We start from the raw sequence: 16,810 nt of genomic DNA, 5'->3' as shown, positions 1-16,810 counted from the left end.
TTGCTTCGCACGATTAAGGTGAGAAGAGCGCCGTCAAGTCAAGCAAGCCGAGGCGTGCCGGATGCGCAAGGCGCGCCCGCGCAATTCGATGGTGCTCCGGCACTGAGGCGCGGTAGTATGACGCCAATATTCCTTCAGAAGAAAATGCGGGAGCGCGCGATGGAGCTGAAATTTTCGAACGTGGAACGCAAGGGGCCGATCACGATCGTCACGCTGTCGCGGCCCGAGGTCTACAACGCGCTGCACATCGATGCGCATTTCGAGCTCAACAAGGTGTTTGACGATTTCGCCGCCGATCCCGAGCAGTGGGTCGCGGTCGTCACAGGCAGCGGCGACAAGGCGTTCTGCGCCGGCAACGACCTGAAGTGGCAGGCGGCGGGCGGCAAGCGCGGCTGGGACAAGGGCGGCTTTGCCGGACTCACCTCGCGCTTCGATTGCGACAAGCCCATCATCGCGGCGGTCAACGGCGTCGCGATGGGCGGCGGCTTCGAGATCGCGCTCGCCTGCGACCTCATCATCGCCTCGGAGAATGCGACCTTCGCGCTGCCCGAGCCGCGCGTTGGCCTCGCCGCACTCGCCGGCGGCCTGCACCGGCTGCCGCGCCAGATTGGGCTGAAGCGCGCGATGGGCATGATCCTCACCGCGCGCCATGTCAGCGCCAGGGAAGGCCACGAGCTCGGCTTCGTCAACGAGGTGGTGCCGCAAGGCGAAGCGCTCGCTGCCGCATTGCGGTGGGCCGAGATGATCACCAAGAACTCGCCGATGTCGATCCGCGCGTCCAAACAGGCCATCCAGCGGGGGCTCGGCGTGTCGCTGGAGCAGGCGATCGAGGAACAGCGCGAATATCCAGCGGTGAAAGCGATGGTGGCTTCGCAGGACTACATCGAGGGCCCGAAAGCGTTCTCGGAGAAGCGGCCGCCGAAATGGGTGGGGAAGTAAAAGGTGTCTCGGCCGTCATTGCGAGGAGCCCTTGCGACGAAGCAATCCAGACTCATCTGCGTAGAGACTCTGGATTGCTTCGCTGCGCTCGCAATGACGGTGGATGCAGCGCCGCCTACCCTCCCCGCCCGAGCTCCCGCTTGTAGGACGCGTAATTCGGCTGATCGACGGCGAGCTTGTCCATCGTGGTTGCCCACAGATGCTCGGCGAGGCCGGGCGTTGTCAGATCGACCTCGCCCTTGGCGATGCGATCGGCGAGCACCCGGTTCAGCTCGATCACCGAGCCGTCGATGCCGAGCAGCGCACGCAGCCGCTCGACCTCTCGCGCATCGCTCCCCGCCTCCTGCGTCAGCTGTCGCGTGACGAGATCGAGGATGTTGATGGCGACGCGCAGCTTGAAGGCATGATGGCCGGAGATCAGCGGCGTGATGTCGTTGCGAAGGAAATCGGCGACCGCCTTGGTCAGCTCGATCGGGGTCGGCTCGTCCTGCATGTCTACCCTCCCCGCGGCGCAAGCAGCCGCAGCAGATCGATCTCGCTCTCGCTGGCGCGGCGGCCGATCATGGCGCGCTCCATGGAATGGTCCGGCCCCTCGCGAAAACGCTGCATCATGCCGCCGCACATGATGCCCCAGCGCAGCGTCCCCATCACTTCCCAGAATTTGACGCGCGCCGGATCGACCTTGCGGCCTGCCGCTTCGTAGCCGGCGAACAGCTCCTCGCGCGAGCCAAAGCCGCCGACGGGCTTGTCGATCTCGCCAAAGCGCCAGGAGTTGACGCAGACCCAGCCGAGATCCTCCATGGGGTCGCCGAGATGGGCGAGCTCCCAGTCGAGCACAGCGCGAACGCCATCAGCGCCGATGATGAGATTGCCGTTGCGGAAATCGCCATGCACCAGCGTGGTCTCGACTGAGGGACCCGGATCGTGATCGCGCAGCCAGCGCAGCGCCAGCTCGAACACCGGCTTTGGCCAGTTCAGGCTGCGATAGTCGCGCTCGAACTCTGAGATCTCCTGGGTCGCGCCCCGGCTGCGCAGCTCGGGCAATTTGTCCTGCGGCAGCCGATGCAGGCCGGCGAGCACGCCGCCGATCTGCCGCGCGAGGATGGGCCGCGCCGCCGCGAACTCCTCATCGCGCAGGATCTTGCGCGCGATGGTCTCGCCCTCGACGCGTTGCATGATAAAGCCAGTGCCCAGATCGTCTTCCGGCGTCAGCACATGCATCACCCGCGGCGAAGGCACGCCGGCTTCGTAAGCGAGCTGCATCAGCTGCGCCTCGGCGGCGAGTCCGGCCGCGCGCGTTGGCGCGGCGCCATAGCCCTTAGGCGAGCGGCGCAGGATCGCGCCGATCGCCCCGTCGGGATGCACAATGTCGAAGCGCCAGGTCTCCTGACTGGCGCCGCCGGACAGTTTTGCCGCGCCGGTGACGCCTGTCGCGCCCTTGCACCAGCGCTTGACGCTGCGCGAAAGCTCCGCCTCGATCATTTGCCTTTGAACTGTGCGGGCCGCTTCTCCAGGAACGCGCCAACGCCCTCACGGAAATCCTCGGTGTCGCCGGCACGAAGCTGGCACTGGAATTCGAGATTGAGCTGCTCCTCGAAGGAATTTTCCGGGCTGTCCCAATAGAGCTTGCGGATCAGCGACAGCGCCACTGTCGGCCCGCTGGCGAGATCGCGCGCGAGCTTCATCGCCTCCTCCATCAGCACGCCGTCGTCATAGACGCGGTTGACGAGGCCCCATTCCAGCGCCTTTTCGGCCGGCAGGCGCTCGCCCATCAGCGACAATTCGATCGAGCGCGCCCGGCCGACGAGGCGCGGCAAGAGCCAGGTCGAGCCGCAATCCGGCACGAGGCCAATGCGGCGGAACGCTTGCAGGAAATACGACGAGCGAGCGCAAAGAATCATGTCGCCGAGCAGGGCGAAGCTCATGCCGGCGCCCGCGGCCGGCCCGTTGACCGCGGTGATGATCGGGCAGTGCAGATTGCGGATGCGGCGGAGGAAGGGATGAAAGCCGGTCTCGAGCGTCAGGCCGGCCTTGGTCTTCTTCGACTGGTTGTTGCGGCCCTGCAGATTCGCACCGGTGCAGAACGCGCGCCCGGCGCCGGTCAGCACGATGCAGCGCACCTCGTCCTTCTTCTCCTCGATCGCGTCCAGCGCCTCGGCAAGGCCGCCCAGCATGTCCACGGAGACCGCGTTCATCACCTCCTGATGGTCGAGCCGGAGAACCGCGACCGAGCCATCGAAATCGAGCGTGACATGTTTGAACTGCATGGTTTCCTCGTCAGTTGCGGACCGCGTCAGTTTCGCAGACCGGAATTTCTTTTTCCGGCGCGCATATTTGATTTTTGTCGCGGCCTTGTCCATGGTGATCAGAGCATAGCAAGCAATCTTGTGCGCAGCGGCTGATGCCCCTCATATCAAGAACAGGAAACGCGCCATGACCCTTTTCGACCTCACCGGCCGCGTCGCCGTGATCACCGGCGGCAACGGCGGCATCGGGCTCGGCATAGCGCAGGCGCTCGCCGGCCAGGGCTGCAACGTCTCGATCTGGGGCCGCAATGCTGACAAGAACAAGGCCGCTGCCGCGAGCTTGGCGGGGCTGTCAGGCAAGGTCGACAGCCGCGTCTGCGACGTCAGCGATCCGGCCTCGGTCAATGCCGCGATGAAGGCGACGCTCGACATTTTCGGCCGGGTCGACGGCTGCTTCGCCAATGCCGGCATCGGCGGCGGCGGACGACGCGCCTTCATCGAGCGCACCGAAGAGGAATGGCGCACGATGTTCGCGACCAATCTCGACGGCGTGTTCCACGCGTTCCAGGCCGCCGCGAAGCACATGACCGAGCGTGCCAATGCCGGCGATCCCTTTGGCCGGCTGGTTGCGACCTCGAGCCTCGCCTCGATCTTCGGCACCGCGCGCAACGAGCATTATGCCGCGACCAAGGCCGCCATCAACGCGCTGGTGCGCGCGCTCGGCGTCGAGTTGGCGCGCCACGGCGTCACCGCGAATGCGATCCTGCCCGGCTGGATCAAGAGCGACATGACATCAGGTCTCATGGCCAACGAAAAGTTCGTCGCCAACGTGATGCCGCGGATTCCGGTGCGGCGCTTCGGCGAGGCATCCGATTTCGGCGGCATTGCCGTGTATCTGATGAGCAAGGCGTCATCGTATCACACCGCGGATACGTTCGTGATCGACGGCGGCTATACGGCGTTTTGATATCTCCTAGGGTGGGCAAAGCCGCACTTGCGGCGTGCCCACCAATTCGGTTTTCGATTTGCAGTGGTGGGCACGCTGCGCTTTGCCTACCCTACGGTTTTTCCGAGTCTGTAAGCGCAGAGGGGACAGGCAGATGTTTTCACATGTGATGATCGGCACCAACGATCTGGACAAAGCCAAGGCGTTCTACGACAGCCTGCTGAGCACGCTCGACGTGCGACCGGCGCGGGTCGACGGGCACCGCATCTTTTACATCACCAAGACCGGCGTGTTCTCCGTCTCCAAGCCGATCAACGGCGAGCCGGCGACCTGCGCGAACGGCGGCACGATCGGCTTTGCCGCCAACTCACCCGAGCAGGTCGACAAATGGCACGCCGCCGGCGTCGCGGCCGGCGGAACGCCGATCGAGGATCCGCCCGGCATCCGCGAGGGCGCGGGAAACAAGCTTTATCTCGCCTATTTGCGCGATCTCGACGGCAACAAGATCTGCGCGATGCACCGGATGCCGATTTGATTGCTCTAGGACGGTGTCGTTCCCCGCGAAAGCGGGGAATCCAGTACGCCACGGCTTCTCCGTGAAACGCTGACGTCACGGCGTACTGGATCGCCCGCCTTCGCGGGCGATGACAGCGGTGAGCGCGGCCCGCGCCTGCCACTCACCCTCATTCAAACAACATTTCAAACGCCGTCGCGAAATTCCATCGCGTGGCATGGCTCGCGCGAGAAAATACGCGCTCGCACTTTGGCGAGGCTGCGACTATTCTTGCGGCCAACACGAACTCAGCGCCCCCGGGAGGACCAATGACAAAACACGCCTACATTCCCCGCACCACCAACTACACGCTCAATCCCGGCGACGAGCTGAACGATCTGCGCATGTCGGACCAGGTCCGGCCGCTCTACGATCACGTCAAGAGGTTCATCCGCGACACCGTCGAGCCGATGTCGATCGAGTTCGCCAAGGCCGGCGAAGGCAAGGAGGATCGCTGGAGCTTCACGCCGAAGCAGCTCGAGGTGCTGGAGAAGGCCAAGAACAAGGCCAAGCAGGAAGGCCTCTGGAATTTCTTTCTGCCCGATGATGAGACTGGCCAGGGCCTGAAGAACCTCGATTACGCCTATATCGCGGCCGAGCTCGGCAAGAGCCCGCTGGCGTCCGAAACCATGAACTGCTCGGCGCCCGACACCGGCAACATGGAGGTGCTGGAGCGCGTTGGCACCAAGGAGCAGAAGGAGAAGTGGCTCAAGCCCCTGCTCAACGGCGAGATCCGCTCGGCCTATGTCATGACCGAGCCGAACGTCGCCTCCTCCGATGCCAAGAACATCTCGACGACGGCAAAGCTCGTCGGGGACGAATGGGTCATGAACGGCGAGAAATATTACATCTCCGGCTTGGGCGATCCCCGCTGCAAGATCCTCATCGTGATGGTGAAGACAAATCCGGATGCGGCGCCGAGCAAGCAGCAGTCACAGATCCTGGTGCCGCGCGACACGCCCGGCGTCGAAGTGCTCGGCCCGATGTACGTGTTCGGCCAGGACCACGCGCCGCGCGGCCACATGCACATGCGCTTCAACAATGTGCGCGTTCCCAAGGAGAACATTCTGCTCGGCGAAGGCCGCGGCTTCGAGATCTCGCAGCTGCGCCTCGGACCCGGCCGCATCCATCACTGCATGCGCACTATCGGCAAGGCCGAGAAGGCGCTCGACCTGATGGTGCAGCGTGGCCTCACCCGCGAAGCGTTCGGCAAGAAGATCGCCCATCTCGGCGGCAACATGCAGATCATCGCGCAGGCGCGCTGCGAGATCGAGGCGATGCGGCTGATGGTGCTGAAAGCAGCGAAGGCGATGGACGTGCTCGGCAATAAGGAGGCTCGGGTCTGGGTCTCCATGGTCAAGGCCATGGTGCCCGAGCGCGCCTGCAAGATCATCGACCAGGCGATCCAGATGCATGGCGCCACCGGCATCTCGCACTGGACCCCGCTCGCCGAGATGTATCAGGACGTCCGTCATCTGCGCTTTGCCGACGGTCCGGACGAGGTGCACTGGATGGTGGTCGGCCGCCACGAGCTGAGCATGGCGTGAACCTCGCCTCTCCTGACGCGGGAAGAACCGTAGGGTGGGCAAAGGCGCAACGCGCCGTGCCCACGACCTCTCTCCGCTAGCAATAAACGCGTGGGCACGCTTCGCTTTGCCCACCCTACAATACCTGGGAGTTACGCAGTCTTCGCCGCCTCGACCTTGTCCTGCGTCTTCGTCTCGAAATCGCTCGCGTCGTGCCGCTCGTGGAGCTGGCTTGAGGGATCGCCGGAGACGCGGTTGACCATGCGGCCGCGCTTCACGGCGGGGCGTTGCGCGATCTGGTCGGTCCAGCGCTGCACGTTCTTGTAGTCCTGCACCGACAAAAATTCGCCGGCGCCGTAGACCAGCCCCTTGGCGAGCGCGCCGTACCACGGCCACACCGCGATGTCGGCGATGGTGTACTCCTTGCCCGCGAGGTACTCGTTGTCGGCGAGGCGCCGGTCGAGCACGTCGAGCTGGCGCTTGGTCTCCATCGCAAAGCGATCGATGGCGTATTCGATCTTGGTCGGGGCGTAGGCGTAGAAATGGCCGAAACCGCCGCCGAGATAGGGCGCGCTGCCCATCTGCCAGAACAGCCAGGACATAGCCTCGGTGCGGGTCTTGATGTCCTTCGGCAGAAAGGCGCCGAACTTCTCGGCGAGGTAGAACAGGATCGAGCCGGATTCGAAAACACGGATCGGCTCCGGACCCGAGCGGTCCATCAGCGCCGGGATCTTCGAGTTCGGGTTGATGTTGACGAAGCCGCTGCCGAACTGGTCGCCATTGCCGATCCTGATCAGCCAGGCGTCGTATTCGGCACCCTTGTGGCCGAGCGCCAGCAGCTCCTCCAGCATCACCGTGACCTTCACCCCGTTCGGGGTCCCCAGCGAATAGAGCTGGAGGGGATGCTTGCCGACCGGCAGCTCCTTGTCGTGGGTGGGACCGGCAATGGGCCGGTTAATGCTGGCGAACTGCCCGCCATTCTCCTTGTTCCAGGTCCAGACTTTGGGCGGCACGTAGGCGGGGGCGTCGGTCATGCGGGGGCTCCGGCAAAAAGATGCGCCTGCATTAATTAGCCCGCGCGCGGTCGATGGCAAGGCCTGCCGGCTCTGCGTCAGGCGCGGGCCTCAGGTCGGTGTCATGCATCCGGCAACCTCGTTAGGCCGCGCATGGTTGCGAGGGCAATGGCCCGTCGCGCGACGTGGCGCCTGCACGCAAGATGCGCGCTGGAATCCGGCATGGCATCGCGCACGACGATGAGGGCACAGTCTCGTCGAACGCGCGCCGGGAGAGGACCATGAAATCGCCGATCTGTGACATGCTGGGCATCGAGTTCCCGTTGCTCGCCTTCAGCCATTGCCGCGATGTCGTTGCCGCCGTCAGCCGTGCCGGCGGCTTTGGCGTGTTAGGTGCCACCGCGCACACGCCCGATACGCTCGAACGCGAGCTGAAATGGATCGACGATCACGTCGACGGCAGGCCCTATGGCATCGACGTGCTGATCCCGGAAAACATCTCGACTGCAGGCGAGAAGGACGTCACCTGGAAGAGCCTTGAGGCGCGCGTGCCGCAACAGCACCGCGCCTACACGCGCGACCTCTTGAAGAAGTACGATATCGAGCTGACCACGACGAGCGTTGCCGACGATCAACCTCAGCCGTTCGACGCCAAGACGGCGCTGGAGATGCTCGAGATCTCCTTCAATCATCCGATCCGCCTGATCGCGAATGCGCTCGGCGTGCCGCCGAAGGCGATGATCGAGATGGGCAAGTCGCACGGCGTGCCCGTGGCCGCGCTCGTCGGTGCCAAGGAGCACGCGCTGCGCCAGGTCGCGGCCGGCGTCGACATCCTCGTGGTGCAGGGCACCGAGGCCGGCGGCCATTGCGGCGAGGTTTCGACCATGGTGCTGGTGCCGGAGGTGATCAAGGCGATCAAGAATATCCGCGACGTGCCCGTGCTCGCGGCCGGCGGCATCATGACGGGCCGGCAGATGGCCGCCTGCATGGCGATGGGCGCGGCGGGCGCATGGACCGGCTCGGTGTGGCTCGCGACCGTCGAGGCCGAGACCAGCGAGGTCTTTCGCGAGAAGATGATCGCGGCGTCCTCGCGCGATGCGATCCGCTCGAAGGGCCGCACCGGCAAGCCGGCGCGGCAACTCCGTTCGGTCTGGACCGATGCCTGGGACCGCGCGCCGGAAAGCCCGGGTGCGCTGCCGATGCCGCTGCAGAGCATCATCAGCCGCGATGCGTTCAATTCGATCGATCGCGCCGCCGCAAGCGGCAATGCGAAGGCGCGCGATCTCGTCAGCTATTTCGTCGGCCAGGGCGTCGGGCTGATCGACAGCGTGAAGTCGGCCGGCGCGGTGGTGCAGGAGTTCAAGGAAGATTTCGCCGAAGCCGTCGAGCACATGAATGCGCTGGTGGCGGACTAATCCCAGTCGTCATTGCGAGCGCAGCGAAGCAATCCAGACTGCCTCTGCGGAAAGATTCTGGATTGCTTCGCTGCGCTCGCAATGACGAACAACTAACATCGTGAATTGAAGAAGAAATGACCAATACCCCCGAAGATCGTATCCCCGTCATCGTCGGCATCGGCGAGATCGTCGACCGCCCCAAGGAGATCACCGAAGGCCTCGAGCCGCTCGATCTGCTCGAACAGGCGCTGCGGCGCGCCGAGGCTGACGCTGGCGCAAAGCTGCTCGGCGAGGTGCAATCGCTCGACGTCGTTAATTTCCTGAGCTGGCGCTATCGCGATCCGGAAAAACTGCTGGCGCAACGTCTCGGCATCTCGCCGGCGCATTGCTATTACGGGCCGGTCGGCGGCGAGAGCCCGATCCGCTACATCCACGAGGCAGCCAAGCGCATCGCGCGCGGCGAATGCACTGTGGCGGCAGTGTGTGGCGCGGAGGCGCAGTCGACCGCAACCAAGGCGGAGCGCGCCGGCGTCAAGCTGCCATGGACGCCGTTCGCCCATGACGTCGAGGAGCCCAAGCGCGGCGCGGCGTTCCAGAAGCCGCTGGCGGTGAAGCTCGGCGTGTTCCGGCCCGTCACGGTCTATCCGTTCTACGAGGCGGCCTCCTCGGCGCATTGGGGCCAGACGCCGCGCGAGGCCATGGCGGAGTCAGGCACGCTGTGGTCGCGCTATTCGGAAGCTGCCGCGCAAAATCCCAGCGCCTGGCTGAAGCGGCGTTATGCGCCGGAGGAGATCACGACGCCGACTGCGGACAACCGTCTGATCGCCTGGCCCTACAACAAGCTGATGGTCGCCAATCCCAGCGTCAACATGGGCGGCGCGCTGCTGCTGACCAGCCTCGCCAAGGTGCGCGCAGCGGGCATCGCCGAAGACAAGCTGGTCTATCCACTCGGCGGGGCCTCGGCGGAAGAGCCGCGCGATTATCTCCTGCGTGACCAGTTCTACGAAAGCCATCCGCAGAACGCGGTGCTCAGAAGCGTGATGGACCTCGCCGGTGGCGACGGCAAGAAGTTCGACGCGATCGAGCTCTACAGCTGCTTTCCCTGCGTGCCGAAGATGGCGCGGCGGACGCTGGGTCTTTCCGATGACGTCCAGCCGACCGTGACCGGGGGCCTCACCTTCTTCGGCGCGCCGCTAAATACCTACATGACGCATGCGGCCTGCGCGATGGTGCGGCGCCTGCGCGACGGCGCCAGGCTCGGCCTGCTCTACGGCCAGGGCGGCTTCGTCACCAAGCACCATGCGCTGGTGGTGGCGAAGGCGCCGCCGCGCGAGGCGCTGGCGCACGAGACGAGCGTCCAGGCGGAGGCCGACCGCAACAAGCGCGCGGTACCTGAGTTCGTCACGAAGGCCTCGGGCAAGGGCAAGGTCGAGAGTTTTACGGTGCTCTACGGCCGTGGCGGCGAGGTCGAGCATGGCGTCGTGATGCTGCGGACCGAACATGACCGGCGCACGCTGGCGCGGATTCCAGCGAGCGATAATGCGACGCTGGCGCATCTGCTGAATATGGACCGCACGCCGGTGGGTTCGCTCGGCGAGGTCAATATGGCCGCGGATGGCGTGCCGGAGTGGCAGGTGGCATAGCTCCCTCTCTTGTCCCGGACGCGGCGCGGCATGCCATGCCGCTCCGCAGAGCCGGGACCAGAAAGCTACACAAGACAGCGAGGAGAGATGGGCCCCGGCTCAGCAGCGCACCACCATAGCGCATCAAAGACGCGCGTAAACGCGCTTGTGGTGCTGCGCCGCGTCCGGGCACGAGACAGTCTTCAGCTCTTCGGCGCCTGCTTCTCGGATGCCGTCGCCGGCTTGCCCTTGGCGCCGGCGCCAACCACGCGGACCTGGTCGCCATCGGAGAGGCCGTCCGGCGGGGCGGTGATGACGCGGTCGTCCGCGGCGATGCCCGAGGCGAGCTCGATCTCGCGGCCGAGATCGCGGGCGACGGTCACGGTCTTGAACAGCACCTTGTCGTCGGCGCCGACAGTTGCGACGCGCAGGCCGCTGCCGTTGAAGATCAGGGCGCTGGCCGGGATGCTGAGCGGCGCAGAGTCGCGCTGGAGGTTCAGCTTCACGCTGGCATAGCCGCCGGGCATCAGCTCGCCGGAGGAGTTGTCGAGGCCGAGCTGCATGCGCGTGGTGCCGGAGGCGACGTCGACTGCCTGCGAGGAGGCTTCCACCGTCGCCTGGAAGGTCCGGTTCGGATACTCAGGCAGCGTGATGGTGGCCTTGGCGCCGATCTTGATCGCCGGCACGTAGTTCTGGGGCACGTTGACGTAGACGCGCAGCTTGGTGATGTCGGAGACCACGAACATCGCCGGGCCCGAGCCGCCGCCGGCGTTGATCAGCGCGCCGACGTCGGTGTCGCGCGAGGTCACCACACCGTCGAACGGCACCGTGATCTTCTTATAGCCGGCCAGCGCTTCAAGCCGCTCGACGGGCCGGACTTCACCGCCGCGTTCTTGTTGGAGAGATCGGCGGTGCGCTCGTCGATCTCCTGCGCGGAGACGAAGTTGGAGGCGACCAGCGTCTTGCGGCGGTTGAGGGTGGCTTCCGACAGCCTGGCGCTGGCCTGCTGGCTGGCGAGGTCGGCGCGGGCCTGAAGCAATTGCTGGTCGAGATCGGGCGCCTCGATCTCGGCAATCACCTGCCCGGCCTTGACCCGCGCGCCGATATCGGCGCTCCAGCTCTTCAGATAGCCCGAGACACGCGCGAAAATCGGCGCGCGGTAATAGGCCTCCAGCCGGCCCGGCAGGTCGATGGTGGCATTGAGGGACTTGGCGTTGGGCAGGGTCACCGCAACGCTGGGGACGGCCTGGTCCTCGGTCCACTCCTTCAGCTTGGAGCCCTGGTCTTCGCGGGCCCGGATGCCGGTGCCGACGACGAGGCCTGCCGCGATCAGCGCCACCACGCCGAAGATGCCCAGTTTCCGGTGCGAGACCGGGGAGCGTGGTTCAGTGGGCGACATGCGGTGTCTCCGATGAGGCGGCGGCTTTGGCGCCTTGTTTCTTGTGTACCATGCTGAACACCACGGGAACAAACATCAGCGTGGCGAAAGTTGCAAAGATCAGGCCGCCGATCACGGCGCGGCCAAGTGGCGCATTCTGCTCGCCGCCCTCGCCCAGGCCCAATGCCATCGGCGCCATGCCGATGATCATGGCGAGCGCGGTCATCAGCACCGGACGAAACCGGACGAAGCCGGCTTCGAGCGCAGCCGCGACGGGATCGCCGAGCTCCTCGTAGCGTTCGCGCGCGAAGGAGATCACCAGCACGCTGTTGGCGGTGGCAACGCCCATGCACATGATCGCGCCTGTCAGCGCGGGCACCGACAGCGTCGTCTCCGTCATGAACAGCATCCAGACGATGCCGGCGAGCGCAGCCGGCAGAGCAGTGATGATCACGAACGGATCGGACCAGGACTGGAAGTTCACGACAATCAGAAAGTAGATCAGCACGACGGCACCAAGCAGTCCGAACAGGAGGCCGGTGAAGGCGCTGTTCATGGTCTGCACCTGGCCGAGTAGCACCACGGACGAGCCCTTCGGCACGTCGTTGGCGGTGTCGGCGATGACCTTGCGGATGTCGGCGGCGACCACGCCGAGATCGCGGCCCGAGGTCGTCGCGAAGATCTGCACCATCGACTGGATGTCGTATTGCGAGACCACCGCGCTCGAGGTCGACCGCTTGATGTCGGCGATGCCGCCGAGGATCGGCGACTGCGCATTGCCTGCAGCCGTGATCGGCAGCGTCTGCAGTGCGCTGAGCGAGTCGATCTGGTATTGCGGCGTCTGCATCACGATCGAGTAGGACACGCCGTTGTCCGGGTTGAGATAGTAGGTCGGCGCGACCTGCGAGGAGCCGGCGAGATTGACCACGAGGCTGTTGGTGACGTCGCGCTCGGTCAGGCCGACATATTGCGCGCGGGTGCGGTCGACGTCGATGTTGAAGGTCGGGTTGTTCGGCGATTGCTGAATGCGCGCATCGGCAACGCCCGGGATCTTGCGGACTTTGGCCAGCAAGCTGTTGGCGTAAGCGAAGTTGGCGTTGAGATTGGCGCCGCGGATCTGCAGGTCGATCGGCGCCGGCGCGCCGAAATTCAGGATCTGGCTGACGATGTCGGCGGGCAGGAACGCGAAGCTGACGCCGGGGAACAGCCGCGGCAGCTGCTCACGCAGCACCTTCACATGCTCCTCGGTCGGCTTGTGGCCTTCCTTCAGCTTGATCTGGATGTCGCCGTCCTGCGGGCCGATCACGCCGGTGTTGTTGTAGGTCATGTTGATGCCGGAGATCGGCATGCCGATGTTGTCGGTCATGGTCTCGATCTCGCCCGGGATCAGCTTGCGTACCGCCTTCTGCACGTCGGCGAGTTGGTTGGCGGTCTCCTCGACGCGGGTGCCGACTTGCGTGCGGACATGCATCAGGATGTTGCCGGCGTCGACGGCGGGAAAGAAATTGCGGCCGAGGAACGGCACCAGCGCAAAGGATGCGCCGACCACGCAGAGGAAGCCGATCACGAACACCGCACGATGCGCCAGCGCAAGGCCGAGCAGCCCGCGATAGAAGCCGCGGATGCGCTCGAACCGCGCCTCGAAGCCGCGCTGGAACCAGACCAGGGGATTGCGTGACTTCGGCGGGGCGCCGTCGTGATGGACACGCGCCTGCAGGAGGTAGTTCGCCATAGTCGGCACCAGTGTGCGCGACAGGATGAACGACCAGATCATCGCGAACATCACGGCTTCCGCCATAGGCACGAACAGGAAGCGCGCGACGCCGCTGAGGAAGAACATCGGCACGAACACGATGCAGATGCAGAGCAGCGAGACGAAGGCCGGTGTCACGATCTGGTTGGCGCCGTCGAGAATCGACTGCTCGACCGGCTTGCCCTGCTCCAGATGGTAGTTGATGTTCTCGATGGTCACGGTGGCGTCGTCGACGAGGATGCCGACGGCGAGCGCGAGACCGCCGAGCGTCATGATGTTCAGCGTCTCGCCGATCGCCGAAAGCATGATGATGGCGCCCAGCACCGAGAGCGGGATCGACACCGCGATGATGATCGTGGAGCGCCAGCTGCCGAGGAACAACAGGATCATGACGCTGGTCAGCAGCGCTGCGATCACGCCTTCGAACGCGACACCCTCGATCGCACCACGCACGAACACCGACTGGTCGCCGATGAAGCCGATCTTCAGCGCGTCCGGCAGCTGGTCCTTGACCTCGATCACCTTCTGCTTGATGCCGGCGATGATATCGAGCGTCGAGGTCGTGCCCGCCTTCAGCACCATCATCAGCACGGAGCGGTTGCCGTCGACATGGACGATGTTGGTCTGCGGCGGATTGCCGTCGCGCACGGTCGCGACATCGCGGACATAGACCATCGCGCCGTTGACCGTGCGGATCGGCAGATTGCCGAGCTCGTCGATCTTCAGCGGCGAATTGTTGAGCTGGATGTTGTACTCGAACTGGCCGATCTTCTGGGTGCCGACCGGCGTGATCAGATTCTGGGCTGCGAGCGCATTGGCGACGTCCTGGCCCGACAGCCCGCGGGCCTGGAGCGCGGAGGGATCGAGGTCGATCTGCACCTGGCGCTGCTTGCCGCCGAACGGATAGGGGATCGCCGCGCCCGGCACGGTGACCAGCGGTGTTCGCAGCTGGTTGATGCCGATATCGGCGAGGTTCTGCTCGGTGAGGCCCTCGCCCGAGAGCGCCACCTGGATGATCGGCACGGTCGAGGCGGAATAGTTCAGGATCAGGGGCGGCGTCGCGCCCGGCGGCATCTGCTTGAGCAGCGTCTGCGAGATCGCGGTGACCTGCGCATTGGCGGTGCGGATGTCGACGTTCGGCTGGAAGAAGATCTTGATGATGCCGAAGCCGTTGTAGGAGTTGGCGGTGATGTGCTCGATGTCGTTGACCGTCGTCGTCAGTGCGCGCTGGAACGGCGTCGTGATGCGGCCGGACATCTGGTCCGGCGGCAGGCCAGTGTACTGCCAGACCACGCCGATGACGGGGATGCGGATATCAGGGAAGATGTCGGTCGGCGTCCGCAGCGCCGCCAGCGGTCCGATGATGAGGAGCAGGAGCGCGAGCACGACAAACGTATAGGGTCGGCTCAGGGCAATTCGGACCAGAGCGATCATTCGTCAGGCAATTCCAGGTCGAGCGAGGATTTACGGAATCCGCCCATGGGGATCCCTTTCCCCTTTACCCGAGCACCGCCGGAAACGCTAATCTCCGGCGGCTGTCCTGCATTCACTTCCCTGCTACCGCACTGCGAAATCTACATCGCAGCCATGCAGCCGCATGCCTCAGGCGGCGCGGACGTTGGTCAGGAACTTGCCGACCTCCATCTTAAGCCGGTTGGAATCGCGCGACAGCATTTGCGCCGCCGACAGCACCTGCGAGGACGCCGAGCCGGTCTCGGAGGCGCCGCGCTGAACACCGTTGACGTTGGAGGAGACCTGCTGGGTGCCGTGGGCCGCTTCCTGCACGTTGCGGGCGATCTCCTGAGTCGCCGCGCCCTGCTGCTCCACGGCCGCCGCGATCATCGAGGATATCTCCGACAGCCGCGCGATGGTGCCGCTGATCTCGCTGATGGCGCTGACCGATTCCTGGGTCGCCGCCTGGATGCCGCCGATCTGCTGGCCAATCTCGCCGGTGGCCTTGGCGGTCTGCTCGGCCAGCGCCTTGACCTCGGACGCAACCACCGCGAAGCCGCGGCCGGCCTCGCCGGCCCGCGCCGCCTCGATCGTGGCATTCAGTGCCAGCAGATTGGTCTGACCCGCGATGGCATTGATGAGCTCGACAACGTCGCCGATCCGCGCTGCGGCGCGCGACAATTCGCTGACCCGCTCGGTGGTGGCGTGCGCCTGGCTGACCGCCTCGCCGGCGATACGCGCCGAATCCTGCACCTGGCGGCTGATCTCGCGCACCGAGGACGACATCTGCTCGGCCGCCGAGGCCACCGAATGGACGTTGCTGGAGGCCCTGTCGGAGCCGGAGGCGACAGCCGTCGCCAGTTCCTCGGCGCGGCCCGCGGCCGAGGACAGCGTCGAGGCCGACGCCTCGAGCTCGGTCGCGGCCGAGGACACGGTCTCGACGATCTCGCCGATCGCGGCCTCGAAGCCGTCGGCCAGCTTGGTCATGTCGGTCTTGCGTTGCGCCTCGGCGCGGCGCTGCACCGCCTGCACCTCGTCGCGGCTGAAGCGGATGATGGTCTGGACGGTCTGGAGATTGCGCAGCGCCTCGCCGATCTCGTCATCGCGCTCGATGTTGATGCGGTTGTCGAGCTTGTCCTGGACGAGGTTGACCAGGGTGTCGTTGAGGTGCTGCATCGGCCCCTTGATCGCCAGCATCGTCGCAACGCCGGCGAACCCGGCGCTGGCAGCGCCGATGACGGCCAGCAGCGACAGGATCAGGCCGGTCGAACCGCCGGTGGAGAGCGCACCACCGGCGCCAAGCGCGAGCATGAACAGCGCCTGGAGCGCCATCGTCGTGACGAGGCGCGCCCTCAGGGTTCCGGTGAAGACGCTGAAGCGGTCGAGCAGCGAGCGGCGGCGAATGATGCCGGCATCGATGCGATAGCCATGCGGCTTCTTCTCGCGGATTGCGGCGTAGACCTCTTCGGCGAGCTTGCGCTGGTCGGCCGGCAGCCTCGTGCGGATCGAGGTGTAACCCTTGACCTGCCCGTTCTCACGGATCGGAGATGCCGTCGCCAGCACCCAGTAGAAGTCGCCGTTCTTGCGGCGGTTCTTCACGGCGCCGAGCCATGGCTTGCCGGCCTTCAGCGTGTCCCAGAGATTGTCGAACGCCTCCGACGGCATGTCGGGGTGGCGGACGATGTTGTGCGGCTGGCCCATCAGCTCCGCCGACCTGAAGCCGGCGGCCGCGATGAAGTCCTCGTTGAAATAGGTGAGCTTGCCCTTGAGGTCGGTGCGCGAGACGATCAGCGTCTCGTCGCTGACGGGATATTCGATATCGGTGACAGGAAAATTCTTGCGCATCGGCCCCCCAGAGCACGCTTCGGTATGGACTCATTCCAACCGGGGCTGTCGCCATATGAGGCCGCCCGCGAGCAATTCTTGTAAATCGAATTTAACCATCGATGAAACTGCGCGCCCGTACGAGTACGGGTAATCCGTCA

12 protein-coding genes and 1 pseudogene are annotated in these 16,810 nt (G+C 65.2%); 6 read left to right on the top strand and 7 right to left on the bottom strand.

Going from position 1 to position 16,810, the window contains the following annotated elements; all coding sequences use genetic code 11:
* The first annotated feature begins 159 nt into the window (after positions 1–159).
* Positions 160–939, top strand: coding sequence for an enoyl-CoA hydratase-related protein (locus tag AC5V87_RS12940; RefSeq protein ID WP_456839726.1), 780 nt, complete (start codon positions 160–162; stop codon positions 937–939).
* Positions 940–1,054: 115 nt separating this feature from the next.
* On the opposite strand, the gene AC5V87_RS12935 is transcribed toward AC5V87_RS12940, so the two are convergent.
* From AC5V87_RS12935 to AC5V87_RS12925, 3 genes are read right to left on the bottom strand one after another with little or no spacing between them, the layout of a single operon-like run.
* Positions 1,055–1,432 (bottom strand): DUF6285 domain-containing protein, encoded by a 378-nt coding sequence (locus tag AC5V87_RS12935; RefSeq protein WP_456839727.1) that lies wholly within the window; start codon positions 1,430–1,432, stop codon positions 1,055–1,057.
* 2 nt (positions 1,433–1,434) lie between these two features.
* Positions 1,435–2,421 carry a phosphotransferase family protein gene (locus AC5V87_RS12930; protein ID WP_456839728.1) on the bottom strand — a complete coding sequence of 329 codons (987 nt, stop codon included), beginning with the start codon at positions 2,419–2,421 and terminating at the stop codon, positions 1,435–1,437.
* Positions 2,418–3,206: an enoyl-CoA hydratase/isomerase gene (locus AC5V87_RS12925; RefSeq protein ID WP_456839729.1), complete on the bottom strand. Its 789-nt coding sequence runs from the start codon at positions 3,204–3,206 to the stop codon at positions 2,418–2,420. Before AC5V87_RS12925 ends, AC5V87_RS12930 begins: the two co-directional genes overlap by 4 nt.
* A gap of 166 nt (positions 3,207–3,372) precedes the next feature.
* Between AC5V87_RS12925 and AC5V87_RS12920 the strand changes: the two genes are divergently transcribed.
* The 3 genes from AC5V87_RS12920 to AC5V87_RS12910 all read left to right on the top strand — a co-directional run bounded on the left by AC5V87_RS12920 (position 3,373) and on the right by AC5V87_RS12910 (position 6,231).
* Positions 3,373–4,152, top strand: a complete 780-nt coding sequence (locus AC5V87_RS12920) for an SDR family NAD(P)-dependent oxidoreductase (protein WP_456839730.1) — start codon at positions 3,373–3,375, stop codon at positions 4,150–4,152.
* Between the two features lie 133 nt (positions 4,153–4,285).
* The gene (locus AC5V87_RS12915) at positions 4,286–4,666 is read left to right on the top strand and encodes a VOC family protein (protein WP_495371196.1); all 381 of its coding nucleotides are present in this window, start codon (positions 4,286–4,288) and stop codon (positions 4,664–4,666) included.
* 287 nt (positions 4,667–4,953) lie between these two features.
* Positions 4,954–6,231 (top strand): acyl-CoA dehydrogenase family protein, encoded by a 1,278-nt coding sequence (locus AC5V87_RS12910; RefSeq protein ID WP_495371195.1) that lies wholly within the window; start codon positions 4,954–4,956, stop codon positions 6,229–6,231.
* 131 nt (positions 6,232–6,362) lie between these two features.
* Here AC5V87_RS12910 and yghU read toward each other — a convergent pair whose 3' ends face one another.
* Positions 6,363–7,244: a glutathione-dependent disulfide-bond oxidoreductase gene (yghU, locus tag AC5V87_RS12905; protein ID WP_456839732.1), complete on the bottom strand. Its 882-nt coding sequence runs from the start codon at positions 7,242–7,244 to the stop codon at positions 6,363–6,365.
* A gap of 260 nt (positions 7,245–7,504) precedes the next feature.
* Here yghU and AC5V87_RS12900 point away from each other — a divergent pair, with 260 nt between their 5' ends.
* Complete coding sequence (locus tag AC5V87_RS12900; protein WP_495371194.1) at positions 7,505–8,638, top strand: nitronate monooxygenase; 1,134 nt, start codon at positions 7,505–7,507, stop codon at positions 8,636–8,638.
* A 116-nt stretch (positions 8,639–8,754) separates the two neighbouring features.
* The gene (locus tag AC5V87_RS12895) at positions 8,755–10,263 is read left to right on the top strand and encodes an acetyl-CoA acetyltransferase (protein ID WP_495371193.1); all 1,509 of its coding nucleotides are present in this window, start codon (positions 8,755–8,757) and stop codon (positions 10,261–10,263) included.
* A gap of 182 nt (positions 10,264–10,445) precedes the next feature.
* Here the strand turns inward: AC5V87_RS12895 and AC5V87_RS12890 are convergent.
* From AC5V87_RS12890 to AC5V87_RS12880, 3 genes and pseudogenes are all read right to left on the bottom strand, one after another.
* Positions 10,446–11,641 (bottom strand): annotated as a pseudogene (locus tag AC5V87_RS12890) (efflux RND transporter periplasmic adaptor subunit).
* The gene (locus AC5V87_RS12885; RefSeq protein WP_456839736.1) at positions 11,628–14,807 is read right to left on the bottom strand and encodes an efflux RND transporter permease subunit; all 3,180 of its coding nucleotides are present in this window, start codon (positions 14,805–14,807) and stop codon (positions 11,628–11,630) included. Before AC5V87_RS12885 ends, AC5V87_RS12890 begins: the two are co-directional and overlap by 14 nt.
* Before the next feature lie 168 nt (positions 14,808–14,975).
* The gene (locus AC5V87_RS12880; protein WP_495371192.1) at positions 14,976–16,670 is read right to left on the bottom strand and encodes a methyl-accepting chemotaxis protein; all 1,695 of its coding nucleotides are present in this window, start codon (positions 16,668–16,670) and stop codon (positions 14,976–14,978) included.
* Between the last annotated feature and the right edge of the window lie 140 nt (positions 16,671–16,810).

Source organism: Bradyrhizobium sp. SOJA106 (genome assembly GCF_059448745.1).
The sequence above is the reverse complement of the archived record's forward strand: the minus strand, read 5'-3'. Positions and strand labels throughout refer to the sequence as shown.

Coding starts and splice junctions, on each gene's coding strand:
- AC5V87_RS12940 (WP_456839726.1), top strand. CDS start 160: ATGGAGCTGAAATTTTCGAACGTGGAACGCAAGGGGCCGATCACGATC.
- AC5V87_RS12935 (WP_456839727.1), bottom strand. CDS start 1,432: ATGCAGGACGAGCCGACCCCGATCGAGCTGACCAAGGCGGTCGCCGAT.
- AC5V87_RS12930 (WP_456839728.1), bottom strand. CDS start 2,421: ATGATCGAGGCGGAGCTTTCGCGCAGCGTCAAGCGCTGGTGCAAGGGC.
- AC5V87_RS12925 (WP_456839729.1), bottom strand. CDS start 3,206: ATGCAGTTCAAACATGTCACGCTCGATTTCGATGGCTCGGTCGCGGTT.
- AC5V87_RS12920 (WP_456839730.1), top strand. CDS start 3,373: ATGACCCTTTTCGACCTCACCGGCCGCGTCGCCGTGATCACCGGCGGC.
- AC5V87_RS12915 (WP_495371196.1), top strand. CDS start 4,286: ATGTTTTCACATGTGATGATCGGCACCAACGATCTGGACAAAGCCAAG.
- AC5V87_RS12910 (WP_495371195.1), top strand. CDS start 4,954: ATGACAAAACACGCCTACATTCCCCGCACCACCAACTACACGCTCAAT.
- yghU (WP_456839732.1), bottom strand. CDS start 7,244: ATGACCGACGCCCCCGCCTACGTGCCGCCCAAAGTCTGGACCTGGAAC.
- AC5V87_RS12900 (WP_495371194.1), top strand. CDS start 7,505: ATGAAATCGCCGATCTGTGACATGCTGGGCATCGAGTTCCCGTTGCTC.
- AC5V87_RS12895 (WP_495371193.1), top strand. CDS start 8,755: ATGACCAATACCCCCGAAGATCGTATCCCCGTCATCGTCGGCATCGGC.
- AC5V87_RS12885 (WP_456839736.1), bottom strand. CDS start 14,807: ATGATCGCTCTGGTCCGAATTGCCCTGAGCCGACCCTATACGTTTGTC.
- AC5V87_RS12880 (WP_495371192.1), bottom strand. CDS start 16,670: ATGCGCAAGAATTTTCCTGTCACCGATATCGAATATCCCGTCAGCGAC.